This is a genomic window from Candidatus Mycalebacterium zealandia (assembly GCA_014075295.1).
Classification (GTDB): Bacteria; Desulfobacterota_D; UBA1144; order Nemesobacterales; family Mycalebacteriaceae; genus Mycalebacterium; species Mycalebacterium zealandia.
In genome coordinates this window covers 290,101-312,816 of the sequence record CP046180.1, presented here as the reverse complement: position 1 = coordinate 312,816, position 22,716 = coordinate 290,101, and the positions used below count along the sequence as shown (strand labels likewise).

24 protein-coding genes are annotated in these 22,716 nt (G+C 49.6%); 6 read left to right on the top strand and 18 right to left on the bottom strand.

Annotation, left to right across the window (positions count from 1 at the left end; all coding sequences use genetic code 11):
* The first annotated feature begins 17 nt into the window (after positions 1–17).
* Both GKS04_01545 and grxD read left to right on the top strand, forming a co-directional pair.
* Positions 18–275 (top strand): BolA/IbaG family iron-sulfur metabolism protein, encoded by a 258-nt coding sequence (locus GKS04_01545; protein QMU56669.1) that lies wholly within the window; start codon positions 18–20, stop codon positions 273–275.
* Between the two features lie 2 nt (positions 276–277).
* Positions 278–601, top strand: a complete 324-nt coding sequence (gene grxD / locus GKS04_01540) for a Grx4 family monothiol glutaredoxin (protein QMU55873.1) — start codon at positions 278–280, stop codon at positions 599–601.
* A 3-nt stretch (positions 602–604) separates the two neighbouring features.
* On the opposite strand, the gene GKS04_01535 is transcribed toward grxD, so the two are convergent.
* The 4 genes from GKS04_01535 to GKS04_01520 form a co-directional block, all read right to left on the bottom strand.
* On the bottom strand, positions 605–1,036 hold the full coding sequence (locus GKS04_01535) for a DoxX family membrane protein (GenBank protein QMU55872.1): 432 nt from the start codon (positions 1,034–1,036) through the stop codon (positions 605–607).
* A gap of 23 nt (positions 1,037–1,059) precedes the next feature.
* Positions 1,060–1,857 carry an alpha/beta fold hydrolase gene (locus GKS04_01530; GenBank protein ID QMU55871.1) on the bottom strand — a complete coding sequence of 266 codons (798 nt, stop codon included), beginning with the start codon at positions 1,855–1,857 and terminating at the stop codon, positions 1,060–1,062.
* The gene (ruvX, locus tag GKS04_01525; GenBank protein QMU55870.1) at positions 1,858–2,271 is read right to left on the bottom strand and encodes a Holliday junction resolvase RuvX; all 414 of its coding nucleotides are present in this window, start codon (positions 2,269–2,271) and stop codon (positions 1,858–1,860) included.
* 286 nt (positions 2,272–2,557) lie between these two features.
* Positions 2,558–3,172: a DUF924 family protein gene (locus GKS04_01520; protein QMU55869.1), complete on the bottom strand. Its 615-nt coding sequence runs from the start codon at positions 3,170–3,172 to the stop codon at positions 2,558–2,560.
* Between the two features lie 173 nt (positions 3,173–3,345).
* Here GKS04_01520 and GKS04_01515 point away from each other — a divergent pair, with 173 nt between their 5' ends.
* Entirely contained in the window at positions 3,346–5,799 is a 2,454-nt protein-coding gene (locus GKS04_01515) for an adenosylcobalamin-dependent ribonucleoside-diphosphate reductase (protein QMU55868.1), read from the top strand.
* Positions 5,800–5,895: 96 nt separating this feature from the next.
* On the opposite strand, the gene atpC is transcribed toward GKS04_01515, so the two are convergent.
* The 8 genes from atpC to GKS04_01475 are packed head-to-tail and all read right to left on the bottom strand — an operon-like array spanning position 5,896 to position 13,063.
* On the bottom strand, positions 5,896–6,312 hold the full coding sequence (gene atpC / locus GKS04_01510; GenBank protein QMU55867.1) for an ATP synthase F1 subunit epsilon: 417 nt from the start codon (positions 6,310–6,312) through the stop codon (positions 5,896–5,898).
* Positions 6,309–7,712, bottom strand: coding sequence for a F0F1 ATP synthase subunit beta (atpD, locus tag GKS04_01505; protein QMU55866.1), 1,404 nt, complete (start codon positions 7,710–7,712; stop codon positions 6,309–6,311). Before atpD ends, atpC begins: the two co-directional genes overlap by 4 nt.
* Position 7,713: 1 nt before the next feature.
* The gene (gene atpG / locus GKS04_01500) at positions 7,714–8,592 is read right to left on the bottom strand and encodes an ATP synthase F1 subunit gamma (GenBank protein ID QMU55865.1); all 879 of its coding nucleotides are present in this window, start codon (positions 8,590–8,592) and stop codon (positions 7,714–7,716) included.
* A gap of 12 nt (positions 8,593–8,604) precedes the next feature.
* Entirely contained in the window at positions 8,605–10,134 is a 1,530-nt protein-coding gene (gene atpA, locus GKS04_01495) for a F0F1 ATP synthase subunit alpha (GenBank protein QMU55864.1), read from the bottom strand.
* A gap of 27 nt (positions 10,135–10,161) precedes the next feature.
* Complete coding sequence (locus GKS04_01490; GenBank protein QMU55863.1) at positions 10,162–10,704, bottom strand: hypothetical protein; 543 nt, start codon at positions 10,702–10,704, stop codon at positions 10,162–10,164.
* Positions 10,686–11,246 carry a hypothetical protein gene (locus GKS04_01485; protein ID QMU55862.1) on the bottom strand — a complete coding sequence of 187 codons (561 nt, stop codon included), beginning with the start codon at positions 11,244–11,246 and terminating at the stop codon, positions 10,686–10,688. Before GKS04_01485 ends, GKS04_01490 begins: the two co-directional genes overlap by 19 nt.
* Entirely contained in the window at positions 11,239–11,751 is a 513-nt protein-coding gene (locus GKS04_01480) for a hypothetical protein (GenBank protein QMU55861.1), read from the bottom strand. The genes GKS04_01485 and GKS04_01480 overlap by 8 nt, the downstream gene beginning before the upstream one ends.
* 22 nt (positions 11,752–11,773) lie before the next feature.
* Positions 11,774–13,063, bottom strand: coding sequence for a cation:proton antiporter (locus GKS04_01475; protein ID QMU55860.1), 1,290 nt, complete (start codon positions 13,061–13,063; stop codon positions 11,774–11,776).
* Positions 13,064–13,147: 84 nt separating this feature from the next.
* Here GKS04_01475 and GKS04_01470 point away from each other — a divergent pair, with 84 nt between their 5' ends.
* On the top strand, positions 13,148–14,845 hold the full coding sequence (locus GKS04_01470) for a CBS domain-containing protein (GenBank protein QMU55859.1): 1,698 nt from the start codon (positions 13,148–13,150) through the stop codon (positions 14,843–14,845).
* A 28-nt stretch (positions 14,846–14,873) separates the two neighbouring features.
* Here GKS04_01470 and GKS04_01465 read toward each other — a convergent pair whose 3' ends face one another.
* Genes GKS04_01465 through GKS04_01440 form a run of 6 tightly spaced genes read right to left on the bottom strand, consistent with a single transcriptional unit; the run spans position 14,874 to position 21,382 of the window.
* Positions 14,874–16,673: a DUF4209 domain-containing protein gene (locus GKS04_01465; protein ID QMU55858.1), complete on the bottom strand. Its 1,800-nt coding sequence runs from the start codon at positions 16,671–16,673 to the stop codon at positions 14,874–14,876.
* A gap of 41 nt (positions 16,674–16,714) precedes the next feature.
* A complete protein-coding gene (locus tag GKS04_01460) occupies positions 16,715–17,092 on the bottom strand; it encodes a hypothetical protein (protein QMU55857.1) in 378 nt (125 codons plus the stop codon).
* Between the two features lie 48 nt (positions 17,093–17,140).
* Positions 17,141–18,346 (bottom strand): glutamate--cysteine ligase, encoded by a 1,206-nt coding sequence (gene gshA, locus GKS04_01455; protein QMU55856.1) that lies wholly within the window; start codon positions 18,344–18,346, stop codon positions 17,141–17,143.
* 6 nt (positions 18,347–18,352) lie between these two features.
* The gene (locus GKS04_01450) at positions 18,353–19,345 is read right to left on the bottom strand and encodes a thioredoxin domain-containing protein (protein QMU55855.1); all 993 of its coding nucleotides are present in this window, start codon (positions 19,343–19,345) and stop codon (positions 18,353–18,355) included.
* Between the two features lie 10 nt (positions 19,346–19,355).
* Positions 19,356–20,648 carry an adenylosuccinate lyase gene (locus tag GKS04_01445; GenBank protein ID QMU55854.1) on the bottom strand — a complete coding sequence of 431 codons (1,293 nt, stop codon included), beginning with the start codon at positions 20,646–20,648 and terminating at the stop codon, positions 19,356–19,358.
* Complete coding sequence (locus GKS04_01440) at positions 20,645–21,382, bottom strand: MBL fold metallo-hydrolase (GenBank protein QMU55853.1); 738 nt, start codon at positions 21,380–21,382, stop codon at positions 20,645–20,647. The genes GKS04_01445 and GKS04_01440 overlap by 4 nt, the downstream gene beginning before the upstream one ends.
* An 81-nt stretch (positions 21,383–21,463) precedes the next feature.
* On the opposite strand from GKS04_01440, the gene GKS04_01435 reads away from it, so the two are divergent.
* Both GKS04_01435 and GKS04_01430 read left to right on the top strand, forming a co-directional pair.
* Complete coding sequence (locus GKS04_01435; GenBank protein QMU55852.1) at positions 21,464–22,177, top strand: NTP transferase domain-containing protein; 714 nt, start codon at positions 21,464–21,466, stop codon at positions 22,175–22,177.
* Entirely contained in the window at positions 22,174–22,656 is a 483-nt protein-coding gene (locus tag GKS04_01430; GenBank protein ID QMU55851.1) for a 2-C-methyl-D-erythritol 2,4-cyclodiphosphate synthase, read from the top strand. The genes GKS04_01435 and GKS04_01430 overlap by 4 nt, the downstream gene beginning before the upstream one ends.
* Positions 22,657–22,716 lie beyond the last annotated feature (60 nt).

Genomic DNA, 22,716 nt, shown 5'->3' with positions numbered 1-22,716 from the left:
CAAAAGCGCCGGTAAAGATAATACCACCCGTGAGCCCGGAAAGCATTAAAGAGACCATAGAAAAATCGATAGCCGCAACACATGTTGAGGTTGACGGGGATGGAACTCACTTTGAAGCTGTTGTTGTTTCGGGCGATTTTGAAGGAAAAAGCCCGGTTGACAGGCACAAACTTGTGTATTCGGCGCTCGGAGACGCGATGAAAGAGGAAATTCACGCGCTTTCAATCAAAACCTACACCCCGGAGCAATGGGGCGGAGAAAAAAATGGAGGATAACAATGTCCGAAGAAATAAAAAACTCAATTAAATCTCAAGTGGAAAACAACCCGGTTATTCTGTTTATGAAGGGAACAAGAGAGATGCCCGAATGCGGATTTTCCGCCAGAGTGGTGCAGATTCTCAACACGCTCGGGGTTCCTTACGAAACAGTCAATGTGCTTGAAAACGAGGAAATACGGCAGGGAATAAAGGAGTTTTCCAACTGGCCCACCATTCCGCAACTCTACATAGACGGAAACTTCATAGGCGGTTGCGACATATGTGAAGATATGTTCCGCACAGGGGAACTTAAACAAACGGTTGAGTCCGCGGAAAAGGAATAACGCCTATTTCAAAATCCGGGTAATCAGCCTGTCAACGGAAAACCTTCCGCCTCCTGCAACGGTAACCACAAGCGCGAGACCGATGGCAAGAACGTGGTATTCGTAACCCTCTCCGGCTTCGGGGTTTCCTCCCCAGTTCATAAAAAAGCCGTGCTTGAGATGAAACATCCAGATGGCACCCGCCATTATTATGCCGATTGAAAAAGCGCAGAAACGCGACAGGAAACCAGCTATCAGAGACACAGCGCCGACTGATTCGCCGATTATGACAAGAAACGCCACCGCATAGGGAAGCCCCACACCGTCTGTTAACCCGCCGATTGCCCGCTCAAAATTCACCAGCTTCGGATATCCGTGCGGCAACATAACGGCTCCGAGCGCGACCCGCGCGAAAAACCCCGCGAGATTGTCGTCAGTTTTGTAAAGAAATCTCAAATTGAACCCTCTTTTAAAATTTATTAGACCTGACTTCCCTTAAGAAAGTCAACAACAAGGCTGTCCGCTTCGTTACTGTTTTCACGCCAGAATCCGTGCCCGGAACCTTCAAAAGCGCGGACTTTCGCGTTTGGTATCAATTCCCCGACCTCAGCCGCCCTGCGCGGGTCCGTAACATTGTCATCGGTTCCGAACATCACAAGTGTCGGCGCGGTGATAAGATGAAGTTTTTCCGCAGTGTCATGCCCTTCGCACGCACGGCATTGCCCATGATAGCCCGCTATGGTTTCGGGCGTTGTCCGAACGGCGAGAAGCCGTTTTTTAATCTCGCCAATGTTGTCTTCAATGTATTTTCTGCCGTAGCCGAGAAAAAGCGCCGTCAGCCAGACCGCGCCCATTCCTGCTTTTTCGGATATGTGTCTGCCCGTTTCAAGAATAAGGTTGCCTACTTCGTCTCTGCGCGCCGATGAGCAACCCATTACAAGGCGTTGAGTATTTTCGGGGTATTTAATGCCAATCCACTGCGCTATCATGCCGCCCATTGACTTGCCCACAAAAGACGCCCTGTCAATTCCGAGAAAACCCGCAAGCGCGACCACATCATCGGCCATATCCTCCGTTGAATAGGGCTCAAGAGGCTTGTCCGAAAGACCTGACCCCCGATTGTCAAAAACAATCACCCGGAAATGCTTTGAATAAAGGGTGATTTGATCGTTCCAACTCTCAATAGTGCTTCCGAGTCCGCCAATCAGAAAAACGGGCGCGCCAGAGCCGTGTTCCTCGTAGTTGATGTTGACTCCGTTTACTTTGGCAAGAGGCATTTAATTCTCCAAACTGTCAAGATATTCCCGCAGAATAACGACCGCCGCCACTTTATCAACGACCTTTTTCCTTTTCCTGCGCCCCATACCGCCGCCAATCAGAGTTTGTTCCGCCTGAACGGTTGAAAAACTTTCGTCCCATAAAACGGTTTCAATTTTGAAAAATTCATTAAGGGTTTGCGAAAACTTTTTTATATTTTCCGCTCTTTTTCCCAGAGAGCCGTCCGAATTAAACGGAATTCCCACCACCACCCGCGCTGGTCCGTGCTCTTCAATAAAAACCGCGAGGGATTTTAAATCGCTTTTTTCGTCTTTCCGTTTTATAACGCCGAGTCCGTTTGAGGTTATGCCGAGTTCGTCGCTCACGGCAACACCGATGGTTTTTGTTCCGACATCAAGAGCAAGGATTTTCATAATAAATTCATCTTTTATTTTTAATAATTAATTAATGCGACAAATACTGCGCTCCAAAATAAAACCGTCAAAATAAGCAAGCCCAATTTAATATAAAACGGAAAAGATTCGAAATCCGTGTCCGGAAAATATGCATCCAGAACAAGGGGAAACGGTATCATGCTTCCTATCGCGGGCGATATTTGCAAACCGGCAAACATTGCAAAAAACACAAAAAAAGAGTGCGAAAATTAAAGTGGAAATATATTTTTTCATTTTTGTATTACTTTTTTAAAAGGTGTCCCCTTTAAAACGAACTTCCCGGCTGTTTTAAAAATTCAATTTCCTCAAGCGTGCTTTCCCTTCCCAGTATTTTATTTCTGTGCGGATACCTGTCGAATTTTTCAATAATTTCATAATGCCTTCGCGCGTAATCGGCCGACCCTTTTAAAAATTCAAAAACCTCCACGGAATCCTTAAATTCATCGGCGAGAGATAAAAAAGTTTTAACGGATATTTTCTGGACGGAAATATCCTCGGAATGCATAAGCGGCATAAAAAAGAAAAGCCGCTCCATGGGAAAAAGAACCGAGTGAAATCCAAGTTTCGTTCCTTCGCGGGACGCGGCGAGCGCGATGTCGTCAAAAGCAAAGGATTCGGAATGCCCCCGATGTATGTTTCGGGAAAACTGATCAGTGAGAAGTATGAAAGACAGAGTCCCGCGGGGCGTTTGCAACATCCCTTCCAATTCCCCGCTTTTCGCAAGAGACAGAAATCCGCCGAATTCCCGTTTCACAAGACGGTCAAACTCCTCATTTTTCCCAAACCACGCGGACGACTTTTCGGGCGCGCAAAGCCCGTTTTTCTCCGTTTTGCCGAACCAGAAATTGTTTATGCGCTCTGTCAGACCTTCCACCGACATAAAACCTTTATCAAGTATCCATTCTTAAGCACTTAAAATAAAGAACTTTTCGGTTTTTTAAAGAAAACTTAAAAGTTTTCTTCTTGACTTACCTCAATATATGGTAGTCTAATACCCCTCGTAGCACGACATATTGAAGTGGCGGGGAAAAGAGAAAAAGGAGTGATGTAAGGATGTCTTTGGAAAAAACTGGGAACGGAGTAACGGGAAAAGAGAACGGCAACATATTTGAATTGCCGAAGAAGTCCATTCCGGACGATACGGTTTTCCGCAATGAGGAAAAACCCGACTCTCCAAGACTGGTTGTGAACGAGCAGACCGAGGAAGACCTCCCGAAAGAAACAATTGAGGCGTTCGGCGGAGACGAGTTGCGCGCGCGAGTGTTTTACGAGAAATACGCCCTGAAGGATGAAGACGGCACAACGGTTGAGACACTGCCGGAACAGATGTGGAAAAGGGTCGCGACCGAAATGGCGTCTCCCGAAAAGACAAAAGAACTTAGAGAGGAATGGACGGAGAAGTTCAACTGGCTTCTGTCAAACTTCCGTTTTGTTCCCGGAGGAAGAATCCTCTTCGGCGCCGGACAGACCAGGCGCTCAACACTTCTGAACTGCTACTTTATGCCCATCAAGAAAGACTCCATTGAGGGAATCTTTGAATGGTGCAAGGAAGCCGCGAGAACATACTCTTTTGGTGGCGGCGTCGGAACAGATATTTCCGTTCTAAGACCCAAAGGCGCGCCTGTTAACAACTCCGCGATTCACTCCACCGGAGCGGTCTCGTTCATGGAACTTCTCTCAACCACGACCGGCACAATCGGTCAGGCGGGAAGAAGGGGAGCTCTCATGATAACAATTGATGTCAACCACCCCGACATACTTGATTTTCTGGACATCAAAAATGATCAGGACAGGTCGCAGGTTAAATTCGCGAACATCTCAGTGAAGGTATCCGATGAGTTTATGAAAGCGGTTGAGGAAGACGGGGATTTTGATTTGGAATACGAAAACAAAAAAGTGCGGATGAGAAAAACCGTCAAAGCGAGAGAGATATGGAAGCGGCTGGTGAAATCAGCATGGGCTTCCGCAGAGCCGGGTCTTATCTTCTGGGATGCCGTAAAACGCTACTCACCAACCGAATACGGCGGAATGGAGGTTGAGGGAGTCAATCCTTGTAGCGAACAGGCTCTTGAAAATTACGGAAACTGCTGCCTTGGTAACATAAACCTCAGCATGTTCGTTAAAGACGAGTTCACCGATGACGCGTGCGTTGACTGGGGAAATCTTGACCGCTCGCTGTCATACTCCGTGCGTTTTCTGGACAACATACTGGACTACAATGAAAAGAAGCACCCGCTCACCTTCCAGACCGAAGCGTCTAAACTTTCAAGACGCATAGGGGTTGGCTTTACGGGTTTCGGCGACATGGCTGCCAAACTGGGCAAAAAGTATGACTCCGATGAAGCCATTGAGTTCACAGACGAACTTTTCAGCCACATCAAAAACACCGTTTACATGTCAAGCGCCAAGCTTGCCGAAGAGAAAGGGACCTTTCCGGCATACGACCCGGAAAAACACTTCAAAAGCCCGTTCCTTGACTCTCTTGACACCGAAGTGCTCGAGAAAGCCAAACAGAGCGGTTTGAGAAACGCCTGCATACTGACCGTTCCACCGGTTGGAAGCGGATCGGTTCTCGCGGGCACTTCAAGCGGCATTGAGCCCATATTCGCGCTCTCATACTTCAGAAGGTCCGAGTCTCTTTCAAAAGAGCAGTTCAAGGTCTATCACCCTCTGGTCGGCTCCTACATGGACACTTTCAATCTTTCCGGTGAAGAAGACCTGCCCGAAACCTTTGTAACTTCGCACGAAATCAAACCGGAATTCAGGGTGCGCATGCAGGCGACCATACAGAAACACATCGATTCATGCATATCCAGCACCGTCAACCTTCCAAACGACATATCGCTTGAAGATGTTGAGAAGATTTACTTCCAGTCATGGAAAACCGGTTGCAAAGGTGTAACCATTTACAGAGAAGGCTCCAGAGAGGGCATTCTGATTACCGAACAGCAAGAACAAGAAAATAAAAAAAATAGGGATGGGGAGATTCCACAAGCCACTCACCCCAACCTCACCTCGTCTCTTCATCCCTCTAAAATTTCTGCGGCTGAAAAAAAGGAAAGGCCGCAGGTTCTCAAAGGCTTCACCGAGGTTGTGCGCACGGGTCATGGCAACCTCTACGTTACGGTAAATACCGTTGACGAAAAACCGTTTGAAGTCTTTGTTCAAATAGGCAAATCAGGCTACACCACAATGGCGGACGCTGAGGCAATAGGGCGGCTCGCCTCTCTGGGCCTGAGAGCCGGAATAGAGGCCAAACAGATAGTTGAACAACTTGAAGGAATTGGCGGTGCGTCTCCGGTGTTCTCCGAAGGCAAGCTTGTCATGTCAATAGCGGATGCGGTCGCCGCGGTGCTGAAAAAACACTTCTGTGACGGTGAAGATAAAGTCGCCACGCAACAGTTCAAAGATCTGTCCAGCCACTGCCCTGAATGCGACAGCGCCTCACTGGCTTTTGAATCAGGATGCGTAACTTGTCGGTCATGCGGGTACTCAAAGTGTGGATAACCTGAAAAGAACGGAGATTATTTCTCCTCTATCCTCCTTCTAAAATCCCGGTCGGAACAAGTTTTTCCGACCGGGATTTTTCTTTGTTTTTATGAACTACATTCCCGCACGAGCGCGGACAATCTGAAGACGGTCGGACAGGCGTTCTTGTTCTTCTTCGCCGAGAAAACCGGATTCAAGGCGACTTTCAATCTCTTCAAATTCTTTAATGGCTTCGGCAACGTCAATCTCGTCCGGGTTTTCCAAGGTTTGCGTCAGAATCGTTACGGTGTTGTCTCTGACTTCAGATATGCCGCCGTGAGCGATAAGGGTTTTCTCGCCCTGCTCATCCACATACCTGATTCTTCCCGACACGATGTTTGACACCATAGCAACATGACCCGCAAGTACGCCGAACTCTCCCAAATCGCCTTTGAGAACAACAGTTTCAACCGGGGCTTCAAGAGCGAGCCCGGCCGGAGTGATAACTTTCAGTGTGAGGTTTTGCGCCAACTTGAATATCCCCACCGTCAGGCAACCATTTTTGACGCCTTCTCCCGAACTTCCTCTATTCCGCCCACCATATAGAAAGCCTGCTCGGGAACATCGTCCATAGCGCCTGAAAGTATCTCGTTAAACGCCTTGATTGTGTCCTTAATGGGGACGTATTGGCCCGGGGTTCCCGTGAATTGCTGGGCGACAAAAAACGGTTGCGAGAGAAATCTCTGCATCTTTCTGGCTCTGGAAACCGTGATTTTGTCTTCCTCGGAAAGCTCGTCCATACCAAGAATGGCAATTATCTCCTGCAACTGCTTGTAGCGTTGAAGAACTTCCTGCACATTACGCGCCACCCTGTAGTGCTCTTCGCCCACAACCTTCGGCTCAAGAATGCGCGAAGTTGAGTCAAGAGGGTCAACCGCCGGATATATACCGAGTTCGGTCAACTGGCGGGAAAGCACTATTGTGCCATCCAGATGCGCGAAAGTGGTTGCCGGAGCAGGGTCCGTAAGATCGTCCGCCGGAACGTATATCGCCTGCACTGAAGTAATTGAGCCGTTTACCGTAGAGGTAATTCGCTCCTGTAACTCTCCAAGGTCGGTGGAAAGAGTCGGCTGATAACCAACCGCCGAAGGCGTGCGCCCGAGAAGCGCAGACACCTCCGAACCCGCCTGTGTGAAGCGGAAAATGTTGTCTATGAACAGAAGAACATCCTGATTTTTCGCGTCCCTGAAATACTCCGCGAGTGTAAGCGCCGTCAGCGCAACTCGCGCACGGGCTCCGGGCGGCTCATTCATCTGCCCGAAAACAAGACCCGTGTTGTCGAGAACCCCGGACTCCTTCATCTCCATCCACAAATCGTTGCCCTCGCGGGTTCTTTCACCCACTCCGCCGAAAACTGAAACGCCGCCGTACTCCTTCGCGACATTGTTTATCAACTCCATAAGAAGAACTGTTTTACCAACTCCCGCGCCGCCGAACAGTCCGATTTTTCCTCCTCTCAGAAACGGTGCAAGCAAATCTATGACCTTGATTCCGGTCTCAAAAAGCTCAAGTTTTGTGCTCTGGTCAACAAACTCCGGCGCCGGACGGTGAATTGGCCACCTCTCGTCGCACTCAATCGGTCCCGCTTCATCAATCGGCTCGCCAACAACATTTATAAGCCGTCCGAGCGCCTTTTCGCCGACCGGAACGGTTATCCCCTCGTTGGTGTCAACCACCTCTTGCCCCCTCTGAAGTCCCTCCGTGGAATCCATCGCCACGCAACGAACACGGTTTCCACCTATCTGCTGAACAACCTCCAGCACCAGATTCCACTCATCGGAACTGACTGACGGGTTCGTAACCTTCAAGGCGCCGTAAATCTCCGGCAGTTTTCCCTCGGAAAACTCAACGTCAATTACGGGCCCTATAACCTGAACAATTTTTCCGCTCATTCTAATTTTCTCCTCCATCTCTCAATGCTTCGGTTCCGTTAACAATATCCATAAGCTCGGTGGTTATTATCGCCTGCCTTGTTTTGTTAAACAGCAATGTGAGGTTTTTTATAAGTTCATCAGCGTTATTCGTGGCGTTTTCCATCGCAGTCATGCGCGCGGCGTGCTCACTCGTGAGCGACTCAAGCACAGCGCTTTCAATCCTGAGCCGCAAACTGCCCGGAATCAAATCGTCTACTATCTCCTGCCTTGACGGTTCAAAAATGCAGTCCTGAGTCTCCCCTTCAGGCGCGGGCGGAATTTCAACCGGAAGCACGGTCTCAAAAACGGTCTGCCTGGACAGCGCGGAAATAAAACTGCTGTGCACCAGAATCACTTCGTCAGTCTCCCTCTCTGAAAATTCCTTTGAGAGAAGAGACACGAGTTCTCCCGCGATGTCGGCGTAGTTTTCCTCATTCACGCCAGTGTAGTAAGAGCCCTGTAAAAATCCGCGCGGCGAAAAGAAGTCCCTGCCTTTGTTGCCGATAAAGGTCATTTTCAAATCCTCTTTGCTTAAACCGCGCTCGGAAACCATTGCGTCAAGCCCCTTGATGAGCACATTGTTGAAGTTCCCGCAAAGTCCCCTGTCGGAGGTAAGAAACACCACATGAGCACTCTTCGGTTCTTCGGGACGGTAAAGAAGCGGGTGCGCGTTTGGCTCGCAAACGCTCAAAACGCCCGAGGCGATTTTCTCATAAGCCTCAACGTAAACGCGGTGCGATTTCAGAAGAGACTGCGTTCTCTGCAGTTTTACAGCCGCAATCAGCTTCATGGCGCTCATTATGCGCCTTGTGCCTTTCGCGCTGGCTATCTTCGTGTTTATCTGTTTAAGACTTGGCATGTCTCCGTGCGCCTATCCTTCCTGCGCAAGCCCGGCGGTCTGTGATTTCAGTTCGTCAAGAGCGGAGATTACACGAGGCTCCAACTCGTCTGAAATCTCTTTCTTGTCCCTGATTTCGTCAAGAAGCCCTCTGTGTTTGGCTTCAAAAAAGTCAAAAAGTTCTTTTTCATAAGCGCGCACCGAAGAAACTGGATATTCGTCCAGATATCCCTTTGTAACAGCGAATATGGAAATTACCTGTTTCTCCACCGCAAGCGGCACAAACTGATCCTGTTTGAGAATCTCAACAAGCCTCACACCTCTGGCAAGCTGGTCCTGCGTGATTTTATCAAGGTCGGAAGCAAACTGTGAAAACGCCTCAACCTCGCGGTACTGCGCAAGCTCAAGCCGCAATGTTCCAGCGACCTTCTTCATCGCCTTAACCTGCGCGGACCCGCCGACCCTTGAAACCGAAAGCCCCACGTTAATCGCGGGCCTCACGCCCGAATAGAAAAGGTTGCTCTCAAGATAAATCTGCCCATCGGTTATGGAGATTACGTTTGTCGGAATATAGGCGGACACGTCTCCCGCCTGCGTTTCAATAATAGGCAACGCCGTAAGTGAGCCGCCGCCGTCCTCGTCTCTTATCTTCGCGGCGCGCTCAAGAAGACGCGAGTGCAAATAAAACACATCTCCCGGATATGCCTCCCTTCCCGGAGGGCGTTTGAGCAGAAGCGAAAGCTGCCTGTAAGACCACGCGTGTTTTGTGAGGTCGTCATAGATTACAAGCGCGTGTTTGCCGTTGTCCCTGAAGTATTCACCGAGCGCGCAACCCGCATAGGGCGCAATAAACTGAAACGGCGCCGGCTCACTCGCCGAAGCTGTAACAACGGTTGTGTATTCCATCGCGCCGTGCTGTTTGAGTTTGTCCACAACTTGCGCCACATTGGATTTTTTCTGACCAATCGCAACATAGATACAGTAAACATCTCCGCCCTTCTGGTTGATTATGGTGTCAATGGCGATGGCGGTTTTGCCAGTCTGCCGGTCACCAAGAATAAGCTCCCTCTGTCCCCTGCCGATGGGAATCATCGCGTCTATGGCTTTAACGCCGGTTTGAAGAGGCTCGTTGACGGATTTTCTGAAAACAACACCCGGCGCTTTGAGTTCAAGGCTGCGTACCTCGGATGTTTGAATTGCGCCCTTGCCATCCACCGGAATCCCAAGCGAGTTCACGACTCTGCCGAGCATAGCGTCACCAACCGGAAGCGCGGCGATGCTCCCCGTGCGCTTCACGATGTCACCCTGATTGATTTCCTTCTCTTCTCCGAAAAGCGCGACCCCGACGTTGTCTTCCTCAAGGTTGAGAACAAGCCCTCTGATGCTGCCCGAAAACTCAACAAGTTCGCCCGCGACCACGTTGTCAAGCCCGTAGACCCTCGCAATGCCGTCCCCGACTGAAATAACGGTTCCAACCTCCGAGGTTTCAAAACTGCGCTCGTAGCCGCTTATTCTCTTTTTGAGTATCTCGCCAACATCATCAACTTTTATGGTGTCTTGCATTGTTGTCTCCTTTTCCCGCCGTGGCGCTCATTTTGAAATAGCCGCACGCATTTTTGCCAAATGGGTTTTGATGCTGTCATCGTAGACGGTGTTCCCGACCCTCACAATCATTCCGTCTATTATTCCCGAATCCTCAATGAACTCAACATCTGATTTTCTGCCGCCCGCGACACTATCAATCGCGCCTTTGACGCGCTTACGGTCATCGGAGTCCAAGGGGCGCGCCGCTGTAACGGTCGCCCGGATTACGCCGCTCGCAGAGCGCAGACGGTTAATCACAGCTCTGCGCCGCGCAAAAAGGGCTTTCAATCTGCCGAACTCTGCGGCAACAACGAGAAAATTTCTCAAAACGTCTGAAAAACCTCCCGCCGAGGAAAGGTCTTTCACTATCATTATTTTCTCCGAATCCGGAACAACGGAACTTTCAATCGCCCTTTTCAAATCGGGCGAGTTCTCAATAGTCCTGAAAAACTCCTCAAGCCCGGAAACGCAAGCGTCAAGGGAATCCACGTTTTCCTCACAGCATGAAACAAGCGCGTCAATCAGATCCTTTAATTTCGCGGCAGCCATTTGCCCTCCATCTTGCCGTCTTTCACGGCGTCTTCAAATGTCTTTACCGAAGCGGTTTGCTCTCCGTCCGCAGAGTTTCTCAAAATTTCTTCCGCCGCGCTCATAACGGCGGTGGCGGACTCTTCCCTGATTGCCGCGCTTGCTCTGGCGGTGGCAAACTCCAGACTCTCGTTTACCTCTTTGAGTATCGTTTCTTTCTCCTCTTCGGCGCGGAGCAGGATGTTCTGTTTTTCGGTTTGTGACTGTTCCGCGATTGACGACTTGAGGGAACCTATTTCAGATTCAAGATTCGCAACCTTCGCGCTACACTCCTCAAAAAGTTTTTTAGCTTCGGCTAGTTTTTTACCGGACTCTTCAAACTTTTCGGACATCTCGCGCCTGCGCGACTTCATAAATTCCGACAACGGTTTTTTCAGAATGTAAGCGAGAACGCCAAGCAAAACGGTGAGGTTGAATGCGTGCTTTCCAACATACACCCAGTTGAAATGCGCCGCGCCGCCCGTGGCTTCGTTCGCGGCGGCGAGCAGGGAAAAATCAAACATCTTTTCCTCCCCTCACGGCGCGGACCACCATCGCCGCCATGTCTTCTATTTCGGATTTCATTTCCGCCTTGGCTTTTTCCGCCTCCGCCATCAGTTCCGCCACACGCTTTTCAAGAATCAGGCGCGCTTCCTCTCTCGCCGAAAACACAATCTTTTCCGCTTCCGTCGTCGCCTCTTTTGTAATAACAGCCCTTTCGGCAAGCGCGATTTCCCTGGCCTCTTTGAGAGCGGAATCGTATTGCTCTGTCATTTCCCGCGCACGCTCGGACAAATCTTCGGCTTCTTTCCCCGAACCGGAGGTCGCTTTCTCACGTCTGTCGGCGAGTCCCATCAGGGGTTTGAAAAACAGGATATTGAGCAGATAAAGTGCAACGAGAAAAATAACGAACTGTACAAACAGGGTTTTGTCCGCAGTGATTAAATCATCTGCGGCAACCGCACCCTGAGCCCTTGTGAACACGGCAAAAAATGCCCCTAAAAACAATATTTTCGTTTTTGTCTTCACTTGTTAAAAGACCTAAAAGCCGTTAAGACTCCACACCTTTTTCGTCCGCCGGATTTCCGTATCCCTTCTGGAGCAGGGGCGGAACGACGAAGGTCGTAAGCATAACAGTCAGCACTATTGCTGAAAAGAATCTAGAATCAAAAACTCCGTTACCATTATTGTAGCCAATCTGCGCAAAAATCAACCCCACCTCCCCGCGCGGTATCATACCGATGCCGACTATGTTCCTTCTGATGCCCGAACCGAAAGCCGCAAACGCGCTCGCGTATTTTCCGATGAACGCCACAACAAACAGCACCAGCGCGACCATGAGCACGGCAGAGTTGCCTTCTGAGAACGGATTGAGAACGCCCACATCCACTTGAGCGCCTACCGCAACAAAAAACACTGGCACGAGAAAGTCCGAAACATTTCGCAGTTGGCTCTCAATTTCCTCAAAATGATGCGTTTTCCTGATAACCAACCCCGCCGCGAACGCGCCGACTATCGGCGCGACTTCGGCAAAATATTGCCCGGCATAAGCGTAGAGAAAAGCGACCGAAAGCGCGGCGACTATCATGGCGCCCCGGCTCCGGAGTTTCTCCACGAAAGAGAAAACCCTCTCCACAACAAGGTTTCCGAGAACAACGGCAAGAAAAAGAAAACCGAACGCCTTGCCCGCGATAATGGCGATTTGCGAGACGGACACGCCGCCGGCCGCGCTCATGTTTTGCGTTTCTATGAGCCCGCTCACAAGGCTCAGGATAATAAGCCCCACCACATCGTCTATGACCGCCGCCCCGATTACAATTTTCGCTTCGGGCGAGCCCAACTGCCGCAAGTCCGAAAGAACCCGCGCCGTTATTCCCACACTTGTCGCCGTGAGGGTTGCTCCCGCCGTTACGGCGATGAGAAACACGCTCTCCTCTCCGAGCCCCATAATGCCGTAGGCGGCAAGCGCGTAAACACAGAGAAATCCCAGAGCAAACGGCGCGACTATTCCCACAAGCGCGACAAGCAGCGAAACGGGACCCACCTTCAAAATCTCTTTCAGTTTGGTTTCAAGACCGATTTCGAACAGAAGCACAACAACGGCAAGTTCGGCGATAAGATGGAAAGTCTGATAGCCCGCGTCAGCCGGGGATGACGGCATAATCGCCAGCGCGCCGGCGCCCAGAACAACGCCGGCCACAAGCTCGCCCAGAACTGCGGACTGCTTGAACCGTTCGGCAATTTCACCGAAAAACTTGGATACAATCAACACAAGGGATAAAATCAGCAGGAAATCGCTCGCGGATAGATTATGAGCGGTATGCGCGGACTCTGATATCATGGAACTTTCGGCCCAAAGAAGGGAAACACTGGCACAGACTTTACATATCAATACGCTTTACTGTCAAACCCGAACGGGGTTTAAATGAAAAAAAACGGCTCTCTCTCCAGAGAGCAAACCCTTCTTATAATCGGCGCTCTTGTCATAGGAATCGCGGCTGGCGGCGTAAACTATCTTTTCACGGCTTTTTACGAGGAGATTTACAATGGTGCGGTTCAGCCGTTTTTTGAGCGCGGACTGTGGTTATTTGCGCCGCTTTTTGCGGGCGCCGCTCTGCTTATCGCGGTTTCAAAAATCCCTTTCGCGCCGAAAGATCTGCTGGGCTTCGGATTCCCCCGTTTCATTGAACACATAAACCTCGGAAGCGGAATTGTTCGGGGGCGCGAAGCGATTGTGAGAGCTCTCGCGTCCATCATAACACTGGGCTTCGGCGGCTCGGCGGGTCAGGAGGGACCGATAGCGCAAACGGGTGGAGCCATAGGTAGCGCGGTCGGCGGACGCATGCGGCTTTCCAAGTCAAACATACGCACCTTTATAGCGTGCGGAACGGCGGCGGCAATCGCGGCGACTTTCAACGCCCCTATCACGGGCGTGATGTTCAGCGAGGAAATCGTGCTGCTTAGAAATCTGCGCTCGGCAACTTTTATTCCCATTGTTATATCGTCTGCGTCCGCGACCGCAATTTCATATTTCCTCAAAGGCAGTACGCCTCTTTTTGACATGCCGGGGTTTTCGGCTTTCAGTCTGAGCGACCTCGCGGTTTTCTATCTCCCTCTGGGAATAGTTACGGGGCTCCTCGCGGCGGGCTTCATCAAGATGTTTTCCACGACCGAAAACCTGTTTCAAAAAATCGGAGACGCTAAAATACGGCTTTTTTTAGGAGCCGCCATTCTCGGCTGCATAGCCCTTCTGCTGCCCGAGGTGCTCGGCAACGGCTACGAGCATGTGCGGAAAATTCTCACGGGCAACACAACACTTTTCGCGCTCGCGGCAATACTGCTTCTTAAACCGCTCGCAACTTGCGTAACAGTCGGTTCGGGCTGGCCCGGAGGGCTTTTCGCTCCCGCGATATTCATGGGCGCAGCAACGGGAGGAGCGTTTTCAAAAGCGATGGCGGCCGTCACGTCCACACCCGCAGGCATCGCGCCCGTGTGCGCAACGGTAGGCATGGGCGCGTTTCTGGCGGCAATCACTCACGCGCCGCTCACCTCCATATTTCTGATCCTGGAACTGACCCACACCTACCACCTCATTGTGCCCGCGATGGTTTGCGTTGTAACAAGCTGGACTATCGCCCGCTCTCTGTCCGGCGGCTCCATAGAGGCTCTTGAACTCAAAAAAGAGGGCGTGGAAATAAGCGGCATAGAGAATGAGAGTCTGCACTCCCTGCGCGTGCGGGACGTGATGAGAACAACCATTGAGACCATTGACGAAAACACAAGTTTGCGAAAACTGATTGAGGATTTACCGGGAAGCAAATTCACAACATTCCCCATTGTGAACTCTGACGGCGGGCTGTCCGGCATTGTTTCAATTCAGGACTTCCGCCAGTGGCTTTTTCAGGAGGATTTGAAAGACTTGCTACTCGTCAAGGAGTTTGCCACTCTGGATGTTACGACCGTCTGCCCGGACGACAATCTTTATGAAGTGGTCAAAATTCTCGGTCAAAAACCCGCTGAAATTCTTCCCGTTGTGGAAGCGAGAGGGTCGAAAAAACTTGTGGGAATTTTGTCGCGGCGCGACGTGATTGAGGCGTATAACAAAGCGGTTGCAGTGGGGTGAGGGAAAATAAACAATGCATTCGCTGATATTACTTTTCCTTAAGAAAAGACATTAAAGACAAAACACAAAATAATATGTCTGAAGTTTCTCTCTTGCCAAATTTTTCTTTTACTAGTCCGTGTGCAAAATCATTCCTCAAATTCAATCCAAGCCTCTCTGTAAGTATCAATTTCAAATAAAACACCACATCTTTGCCAAAAAAGGCAAAGATTTGGTTGAGATCTTTCTCGTACTCGCAATTTCCGAGCAAGCTAGACAGCGAAACACATTCGTATCCGCCAATTTGATTTGGTTTCAACACTACACCGTTGCATCTCTTAATTAACTCTCTAATACCACTTTCTATTAAAGGAATGAAAAAATGCGAAGAAACAAGATAATCACCATCCCAATATGAAAAAACTGCTTTTTTTAAATAATTTTTATTTTCTTTTTCAAAAAGCATTGAGTTAGTTAAATAATCAAAAGTTTCTTCTCTGGAAAATTTCTCTTTGAGCTTATCAATTGCAAACCTAGAAATTAACGAGGCAAATTGTACTCCTTGTACAGCATGCAAAAGAAAGTTCTGGTCAAAAGAATTAGCCTTGCCAATACTGAAGCCTTCATCTGAGAGTATATTTTTCGGAATAATAAGTTCCAAAGGAGATTGTTTCGAAATATCGTTGAAATACTTTTCTTCATTTTCTTTTCGTGGCAAACTCTGTATTACAACCATTTGTAAAACTTCAGGCAGGCTACGCTCTTCATGTTCACCAAAAATCCTCTTAAGATTATCATCAATTTCTTTCCTATCTATTGTTGTTTCTGCGGATACTACCTTAAGGGATTTTTTCTCGTCTAAATCAAACCGACTCATCTCTTGCAAAATTCTATTTTCCGACTCCTTTGCTTTTGAAAAACTGCTGGCGTACCTCCCATATGTTTCTCGAAGTTGTTCGTAGGCACCTAATATTAACAAATGGGAGGAATTGATATATTCGTCCGTTTTGAGCATGTTCTCCAAAACACCCAAAACACGCATGAGGTTTTGTTCATCTTTTTGTTTGTGATAATACTCCGCAAGGGGTGTGGTGGCACACTCTACAATCATTCTATTTTTCTCTGCTCTTTTAAGTCTTCCTTCGAGTTCTTCCACCAGTTCTTTCTCTTCCTGTTTCGTACACTTAACTTTTTTCGGAAATTCCAGCAAAAGCAACCGAAAAGAAAAACCCCAAAGACTTGGTTTGTCATCTACTGAAATTTTTTTCTCGAGATCGATTGTTGCTTTCTTTGCTCTTAATATTCGTCTCTCATCTTTTATAAAAGTTGACAAAAACAACGCTCTTTCTATTTTCTTTTTGCAATCAATGTCAATTGCTAAAAGGTTTTCACAGATTTGTATATTTGAGTCAATTACTTTCCGAAACATTTCAATGTCCGCTTTTTCACTCAAAACCATCGGGGAAAAATTGACAACTAAATCTGCATATCTTGCCGACAAAACAGGGTTTTGAGCCTGCCTTGCTCTTTCTGACCAATAATCTAAATATTGTTCGTCTATATTATTAATGTCAGGATATTCATATTCTGGCGTGGAAAACATTGACCTATAGGTGGAAAGCATTGACCCATAGTAAGTTGTCCAACCAGAATCTTGGGTTCTATAGGCTTCCGTGAAGTCAAAGGATTGTATTTCTATTTGATCTTCCTTGCTGGGTTTGTAGGGTTTGAGTCCATCAAGAATTTTCTTCATCTCGTGAGAAAAAGCATTTTCTCCATGTAAATTTTCCAGAGGATTTTTTTCTCTGTCCAATTTTTCAAGGTATTCTTTGATTCTCTCGTGAAGCATTGATTTGTGAAAATTGTTACTCTTTGCTCAAATGGGAGACATTACCCCCCTTTTTTCTTCAAAAACTCATATTCAACCATTGAAGAAAGACTGTTCGGCAAGTTTTTCATTCTTTTCCTGATAACTTTGATTGCCGATTCAGACTCGTCAATTCCAATCCAATTGCGGTTGAGAGATTGTGCGGCTACAAGAGTTGTCTCCGACCCCGCGAAACAATCCAACACCAAATCTCCTTCGTTTGATGACGCTTCAACAAGCGCAACATTGTCTTGTTTTACAAACGACTTTTCTACGTCATCCCATATTTTCGGGTTTATTTTATGAATACCGTCGGGGATTGTCGGATAAACAGTAAATAGGTCATCCAAATAACTGCGCTGGTTAGCGTAGTCAATGCTCATTTGTATCCAAGGGTTCATTTTTTTGTCAATTTCTTGATAATACCAACCAAATCCGTGTAGGCAAAATCACTCACATCCGCCTTCAAGCATAACTTTTTCAATCTCATAACCCGCGGCGAGGGCGGCGATTTTCGCGCACAGCGACAGTAGTTCGGGGATATTTCTCAAATCCTTGACGCAATCGGGAAATTGCCTGAATTCCATTCCCGACGAGTTCAGGTTCTCCGCCGCGCTTTTCTTTGAGTTGGTGCGGTAAAACGCGCCCGCCACTTCGGTTTCCACCATATACAGAACCGGCTCCGCAGGCATGCCTTCATCGGTGCGCAAAACGGTCTCAACTCCCTCCTGAATAACAATTTGCCCGCTAGGCTTTTTTGACTTTCCGGCTCGCATCTTCTTTCTGTTTTCCGCGTTCATATTTCTAATCGCGTCCCCGCCTGAAACCGCGACAACCGACATTCCGTAAGTGCCGTTGTTGCTTTTCACAAAAAGAAGCGGCCCGGCCGGCACGGTCCCCGCCATTTCATCAGCCACAAGGGCAACCCTTTCCCTGTCTTCGGACTCGTCAAAATCCACATCCTCAATTAGGCGCGTCTCAATAGAAATAATCGCGGGGTCAATTTTGCAAACCGCCGCCGCTTCGCGGGCGAGCGAGTTATAAAACTCAAAATGCACGTCCTTTCTGCGGGAATGCCAGCCGATTTCCACCGGAGGCAAAACGGGCTGCTCTATGTCGCGCAAAATCGTGGGGCAGTCATTGGAAAAATCATTGTTGAGCAAAACCACGTCCGGAACAAAACCGGCGGCGGAGATTTTCGCTCCGTCCCTCGCGGCTTTGACAACCTCAACCGTTCCACCCCCCGAAGCCGCCACAGACACCGCGCCGCGCTTAATCTCATCGTCAACAAAACCGACTTTGACCTCAAAACCGCGCGCGCGCAAAACCTCTTCAAGCGTCTTCACATTCTCCCAGTAATGCGGATTGCGCGCGTGGATTTCCGGAATCACAAGGAGTTTGCCAGTGCCGGGATATTTTCGCGAAATGGCGTCCCTGATGAGGAGCCCGAGCCGGTCGCGGAATTCGGGAGAGAGGTTGTTGAAACCGGCGGGAAAGATGTTTGTGTCCACCACGGCGGCTTTGTTTGATGAAATCCTGATGTCCGCCGAGGAGTAAAACGGCACAAAAACCTTTTCCAGATGAGCAGCCTCCCAAGCCTTGATATCCGCCGCCGCGCCAGCAACCGTCTCGCTTGCCTCGTTTATAAAATCCATATCCAGTTATTTTATGCGTGAAAGGCGCATTTCAATCGCTTTTCTCAAAAGCCCGGGGTCGTTGGGAACCCTCAAACCGTCCACAAAAAACGCGGGTGTTCCGTCCACCTGCAAAGAAAACGCTTCGGCTACGTCCCTCTCAACCAAATCTGCCGTTTCGGACTGCTCTACGCACTGCGCGAACTTGCCGGCGTTAAGTCCCGCCTTCACGGCGAGGGCGGCAAATAACCCTTTGTGATTGTCTTTTGTTATCTCCCCCTGCGCGGCGAAAACCTCATCGTGAAAAAACCCGAACGCCTCATTGCCGCCTAACCGCATAAAACAGTATGACGCCTCAGCCGCCTCGTAAGCCCAGTTGTGAAAATCAAGCGGAAATTGCTTGTAAACAACCTTCACATAGCCGTTGTATTCGTCCAGAATTTTTTTCAAAACTCCGGACGAGTTACGGCAATAAGAACATTGAAAATCCGAAAACTCCACAATCACAACCGGCGCGCCCGGGTCGCCGAGAACGGCGGTTTCATCAAGGGAGATTTTTTTCATATTTTCAGCCGCATAATCAACAGCCGTGTCAAGAATCCTGTTCCCCGCAATCACACGCCCGTCAGATGACACAAGCAACAGTGGCGCGCCCGTGAAAGACTGCGGCGCGACTTTGAAGCCGGGAACTTGAGAGTCATTCAAATCGTCCTCATCAAAAGGTCCGTGCGCTTCAAGGACAATACGCCGTCCGTCCGGCGTGAGAAGAAAAGGCACGGCGGGAATATTCGCCTCGTAGCCGTCTGGCGACTTTACAACAAACACTCCGCCCGTAAATCCGTCTCCTTTGTCTCTGACATTTTCCGCCCTGACGGTGTACCCATCCGGAATGAAAAGCGAAAATGTTCCGGCAAAAAATTGCGCGGCGGCATCCGCCTTTTCGCGCAAGTCCTCATCGCTCTGCCCGCCGCATGAAAGCACGGTCAGACAGAGAAAAACCGAGAATAAAAAAATCTTCACGCGCCGAAAGTCAGCCGAAAACCCTTTTGAAAATAGCGTCAATATGTTGAAAGTCCTCCGAAATATCAAAACAGGCGTCAACCTCCCGCGAAGAAAGAACGCGTTTCAACTCTGCATCCTCTTTCAGAATTGCGCGGAAGTCCGTCTTTTTCTCCCAGCACTTCATCGCGTTTCTCTGAACTATTTTATACGCCTTCTCGCGCGAAACGCCCGTGTCTATAATCTTCAGCAAAACCTTGTGCGAAAACACAAGCCCTTTCGTTAAATCCATATTCTGCGCGAGGCGGTCTTTGTGAACAACAAGCCCTTCCAGCAGGGTTTTGAGCCGCGCGAGCATAAAGTCAATCAAAATCGTCCCGTCCGGAGCGATAACCCTTTCAACCGAAGAATGGCTTATGTCTCTTTCGTGCCACAGCGCGATGTTTTCAAGCGCGGCGGCGGAGTGAGACCTCACAACCCTCGCAAGCCCGCAAAGATTTTCAGACAGAATGGGGTTTTTCTTGTGCGGCATCGCCGAAGACCCCTTCTGACCGCTTGCGAACGGTTCTTCCATTTCAAGCACTTCGGTTCGCTGAAAATGGCGTATCTCGGTTGCGATTCTTTCAATCGCGGCGGCAATAAGCGAAAGGCACAGAAAATACTCCGCGTGTATGTCGCGGTGGATTATCTGCGTGGAGATGGCGGCGGGCTTCAAGCCCAGCTCGCGGCAGGCTATTTTTTCAACTTCGGGCGGAACGCTTGAATAAGTTCCGACGGGGCCCGACATCATTCCCACGCTCACGCCCGCGGCGGCGCGTTTCATTCTTTCAAGGTTGCGCCCCATTTCGTCATACCACAGAGCGAAAACCAGCCCCAGAGTTTTCGGTTCGGCGTGAACGCCGTGAGAGCGCCCAATCATAGGTGTTTTTTTGTGATGCAGAGCGAGTTTTTTGAGAACCTTCATCACATCACCCATGTCTTTGAGGATGATTGTGGACGCGGCTTTCAATTGGAGCGCGAATGCGGTGTCCAGCACATCGGACGAGGTTATGCCCATATGAATGTAGCGGGCGTTTTTGCCGACTTTTTCAGAAACGCAAGTAAGAAACGCCAGAACATCGTGCTTCAAATCCTTTTCAAGTTTGGAGATTCTTTTTTCGTCAAAAGCGGCTTTTTTTCTGATGTCCGCAAGCGCGGCGCGCGGTATTTTCCCCTTCCGGCTCCATGCCCCGCAGACAGCCAACTCAACTTCAAGCCACCGCGCGTATCGCGAATTGTCGCTCCAAATTTCCACCATTTCCTTCCGGCTGTATCGTGAAATCAAAGCACAAAAACCTCCCCGCAATTTTTTGGTGCGATGTGAAGAGACGCGGAAAAACCTTTTACCGCCCTGCGCGCGGCGTCCAACGCCAGACGCGGCAGGTTGTTTCTCTCGCTCAGGTGCGCGAGAACAACAAAACGCAGATTACCGTGCACGACACTCTCAAGCAACCGCGAACACTGGCGGTTTGATAAATGCCCCAGCCGCCCGGCGACTCTCTGTTTCAACTCAAGAGGATAACGCCCCGTGAGAAGCCGTCCCTCGTCGTGGTTGGACTCTATGATGAGCATGTCGCAATCGCTGAGCTGTTCAAGAACTAGTTCGGTTTCAGACCCTAGATCGGTAACAATTCCCACCTTTTTGCCACCCGCCTCAATAGCAAACCCGACCGGGTCAACCGCATCGTGCGGAACTGGGAAAGGCGTTATGAGAATGTCGCCCACACTAAAAGCTTCGTCCGTGCGAAACTCCCGCAAATCTTCCACGCCGCTCCACAAATGTCGTGTGCGGGATGAAACATAAACCGGAACCGGCAAAGCGGTTATCGCTTTTGTGTGATCCTGATGCTCGTGGCTGACGATGACGCCGCTTAACTCACTGACTTGCGCCCCGACCGATTTGAGACGCTCCGAGATTTGCCTCGCGCTGATACCTGCGTCAACAAGAATTTTCGCGCTACCACTGTCTATAAAAGTGCAGTTTCCTGAACTGCCGCTGGCAAGGGTTTGAACCTTCAATTATGCTCCTGTTTCCGCCGCTTATTATGATTATTCGCCTCCGTTTTTTCAAGCGGTATTGATACTGATATACTTTCCCCTATGGCAAATTTTCGTGCTTCGGCGGTCATTCTCGCGGCAGGAGAGGGAAAACGAGCCGGAGAACGCAAACAGTTCGCCCTGTTGGGGGGCAAGCCCGTTCTTGCGCGAAGTTTGCGAACTTTCGCGTCCTGCGAAACTGTAAGCGAAATTATAATCGTCGCGCCGGCGGGCAAAATGGAAGAGGCACGGGAAATATCTCAAAAATGGACGGGCGGAAAAGCGGCTGTAATCACCGGAGGTAAAACCCGTTTTGAGTCGGCGCGGGCGGGATTTTATGCCGCGAGCGAAAAGAGCAAAGCGGTTGTGTTTCATGACGCGGCAAGGCCGTTTGTTGAAAAGCAACTGATAGAGCGGTGCGTTAGCGCCGCGATTAAATTCGGAGCGTCAACCGCGGCGATTTCACTTGACGACTCAATCAAGTTGACGGGGAAAGACAAGCAAAATCCGGATATTCTCCGCGTTTCGGGAAATCTGGAGCGCAAAGATGTTTGGCGCATTCAAACACCTCAGGCGTTCAGGCGCGATTTGCTCTCTGGCGCGTATGAAAACTTTTCAGGCAACCCCGGAAAAATTACTGATGAAACCGCGCTTTTCGAAGGAAGCAAAACGCCCGCCGTCATTGTGGCTTCAAGCAGACTCAATATGAAAATCACCACGCGCGCGGACTTTGCCCTCGCCGAGACCGTAGTGAAAAATATGGAGACGGAAAAATGACAATACGCACCGGAATCGGATTTGACGCGCACAGGTTTGCGGAGGACCGCGAGCTTTTTCTCGGCTGTGTGAAAATTCCGTTTGACAGGGGGCTTGAAGGCCATTCGGACGCCGATGTTCTCGCCCACGCGATATGCGACTCCATGCTCGGCGCGGCTGGGCTGGGAGACATCGGAAAACATTTTCCCGACACAGACCCCACATACAAAGGCGCGAGCGGCGCGTCTTTGCTTGAACAAACGCGCGAAAAAATCGTGCGCGCGGGTTTTGAGGTCTCAAATGTGGACGCGGTTGTGATATGCGAAAAACCGCTTATTACCCCGTACGCAGAAGAGATGAGCGGGAAAATCGCGGAGGCAATCGGCATCGCGCCCGGCGCGGTAAACATAAAAGCCACAACCACCGAAAAAATGGGGTGGACCGGAGCCGGTGAGGGAATAGCCGCAAAGGCAATCTGCCTGATAACAGAAAAGCCGTGAGCCCTGGACTTCTCCCATCGTCCCCTCTTTTATCGCTGTGGCGCAAACACGGAATTGTCG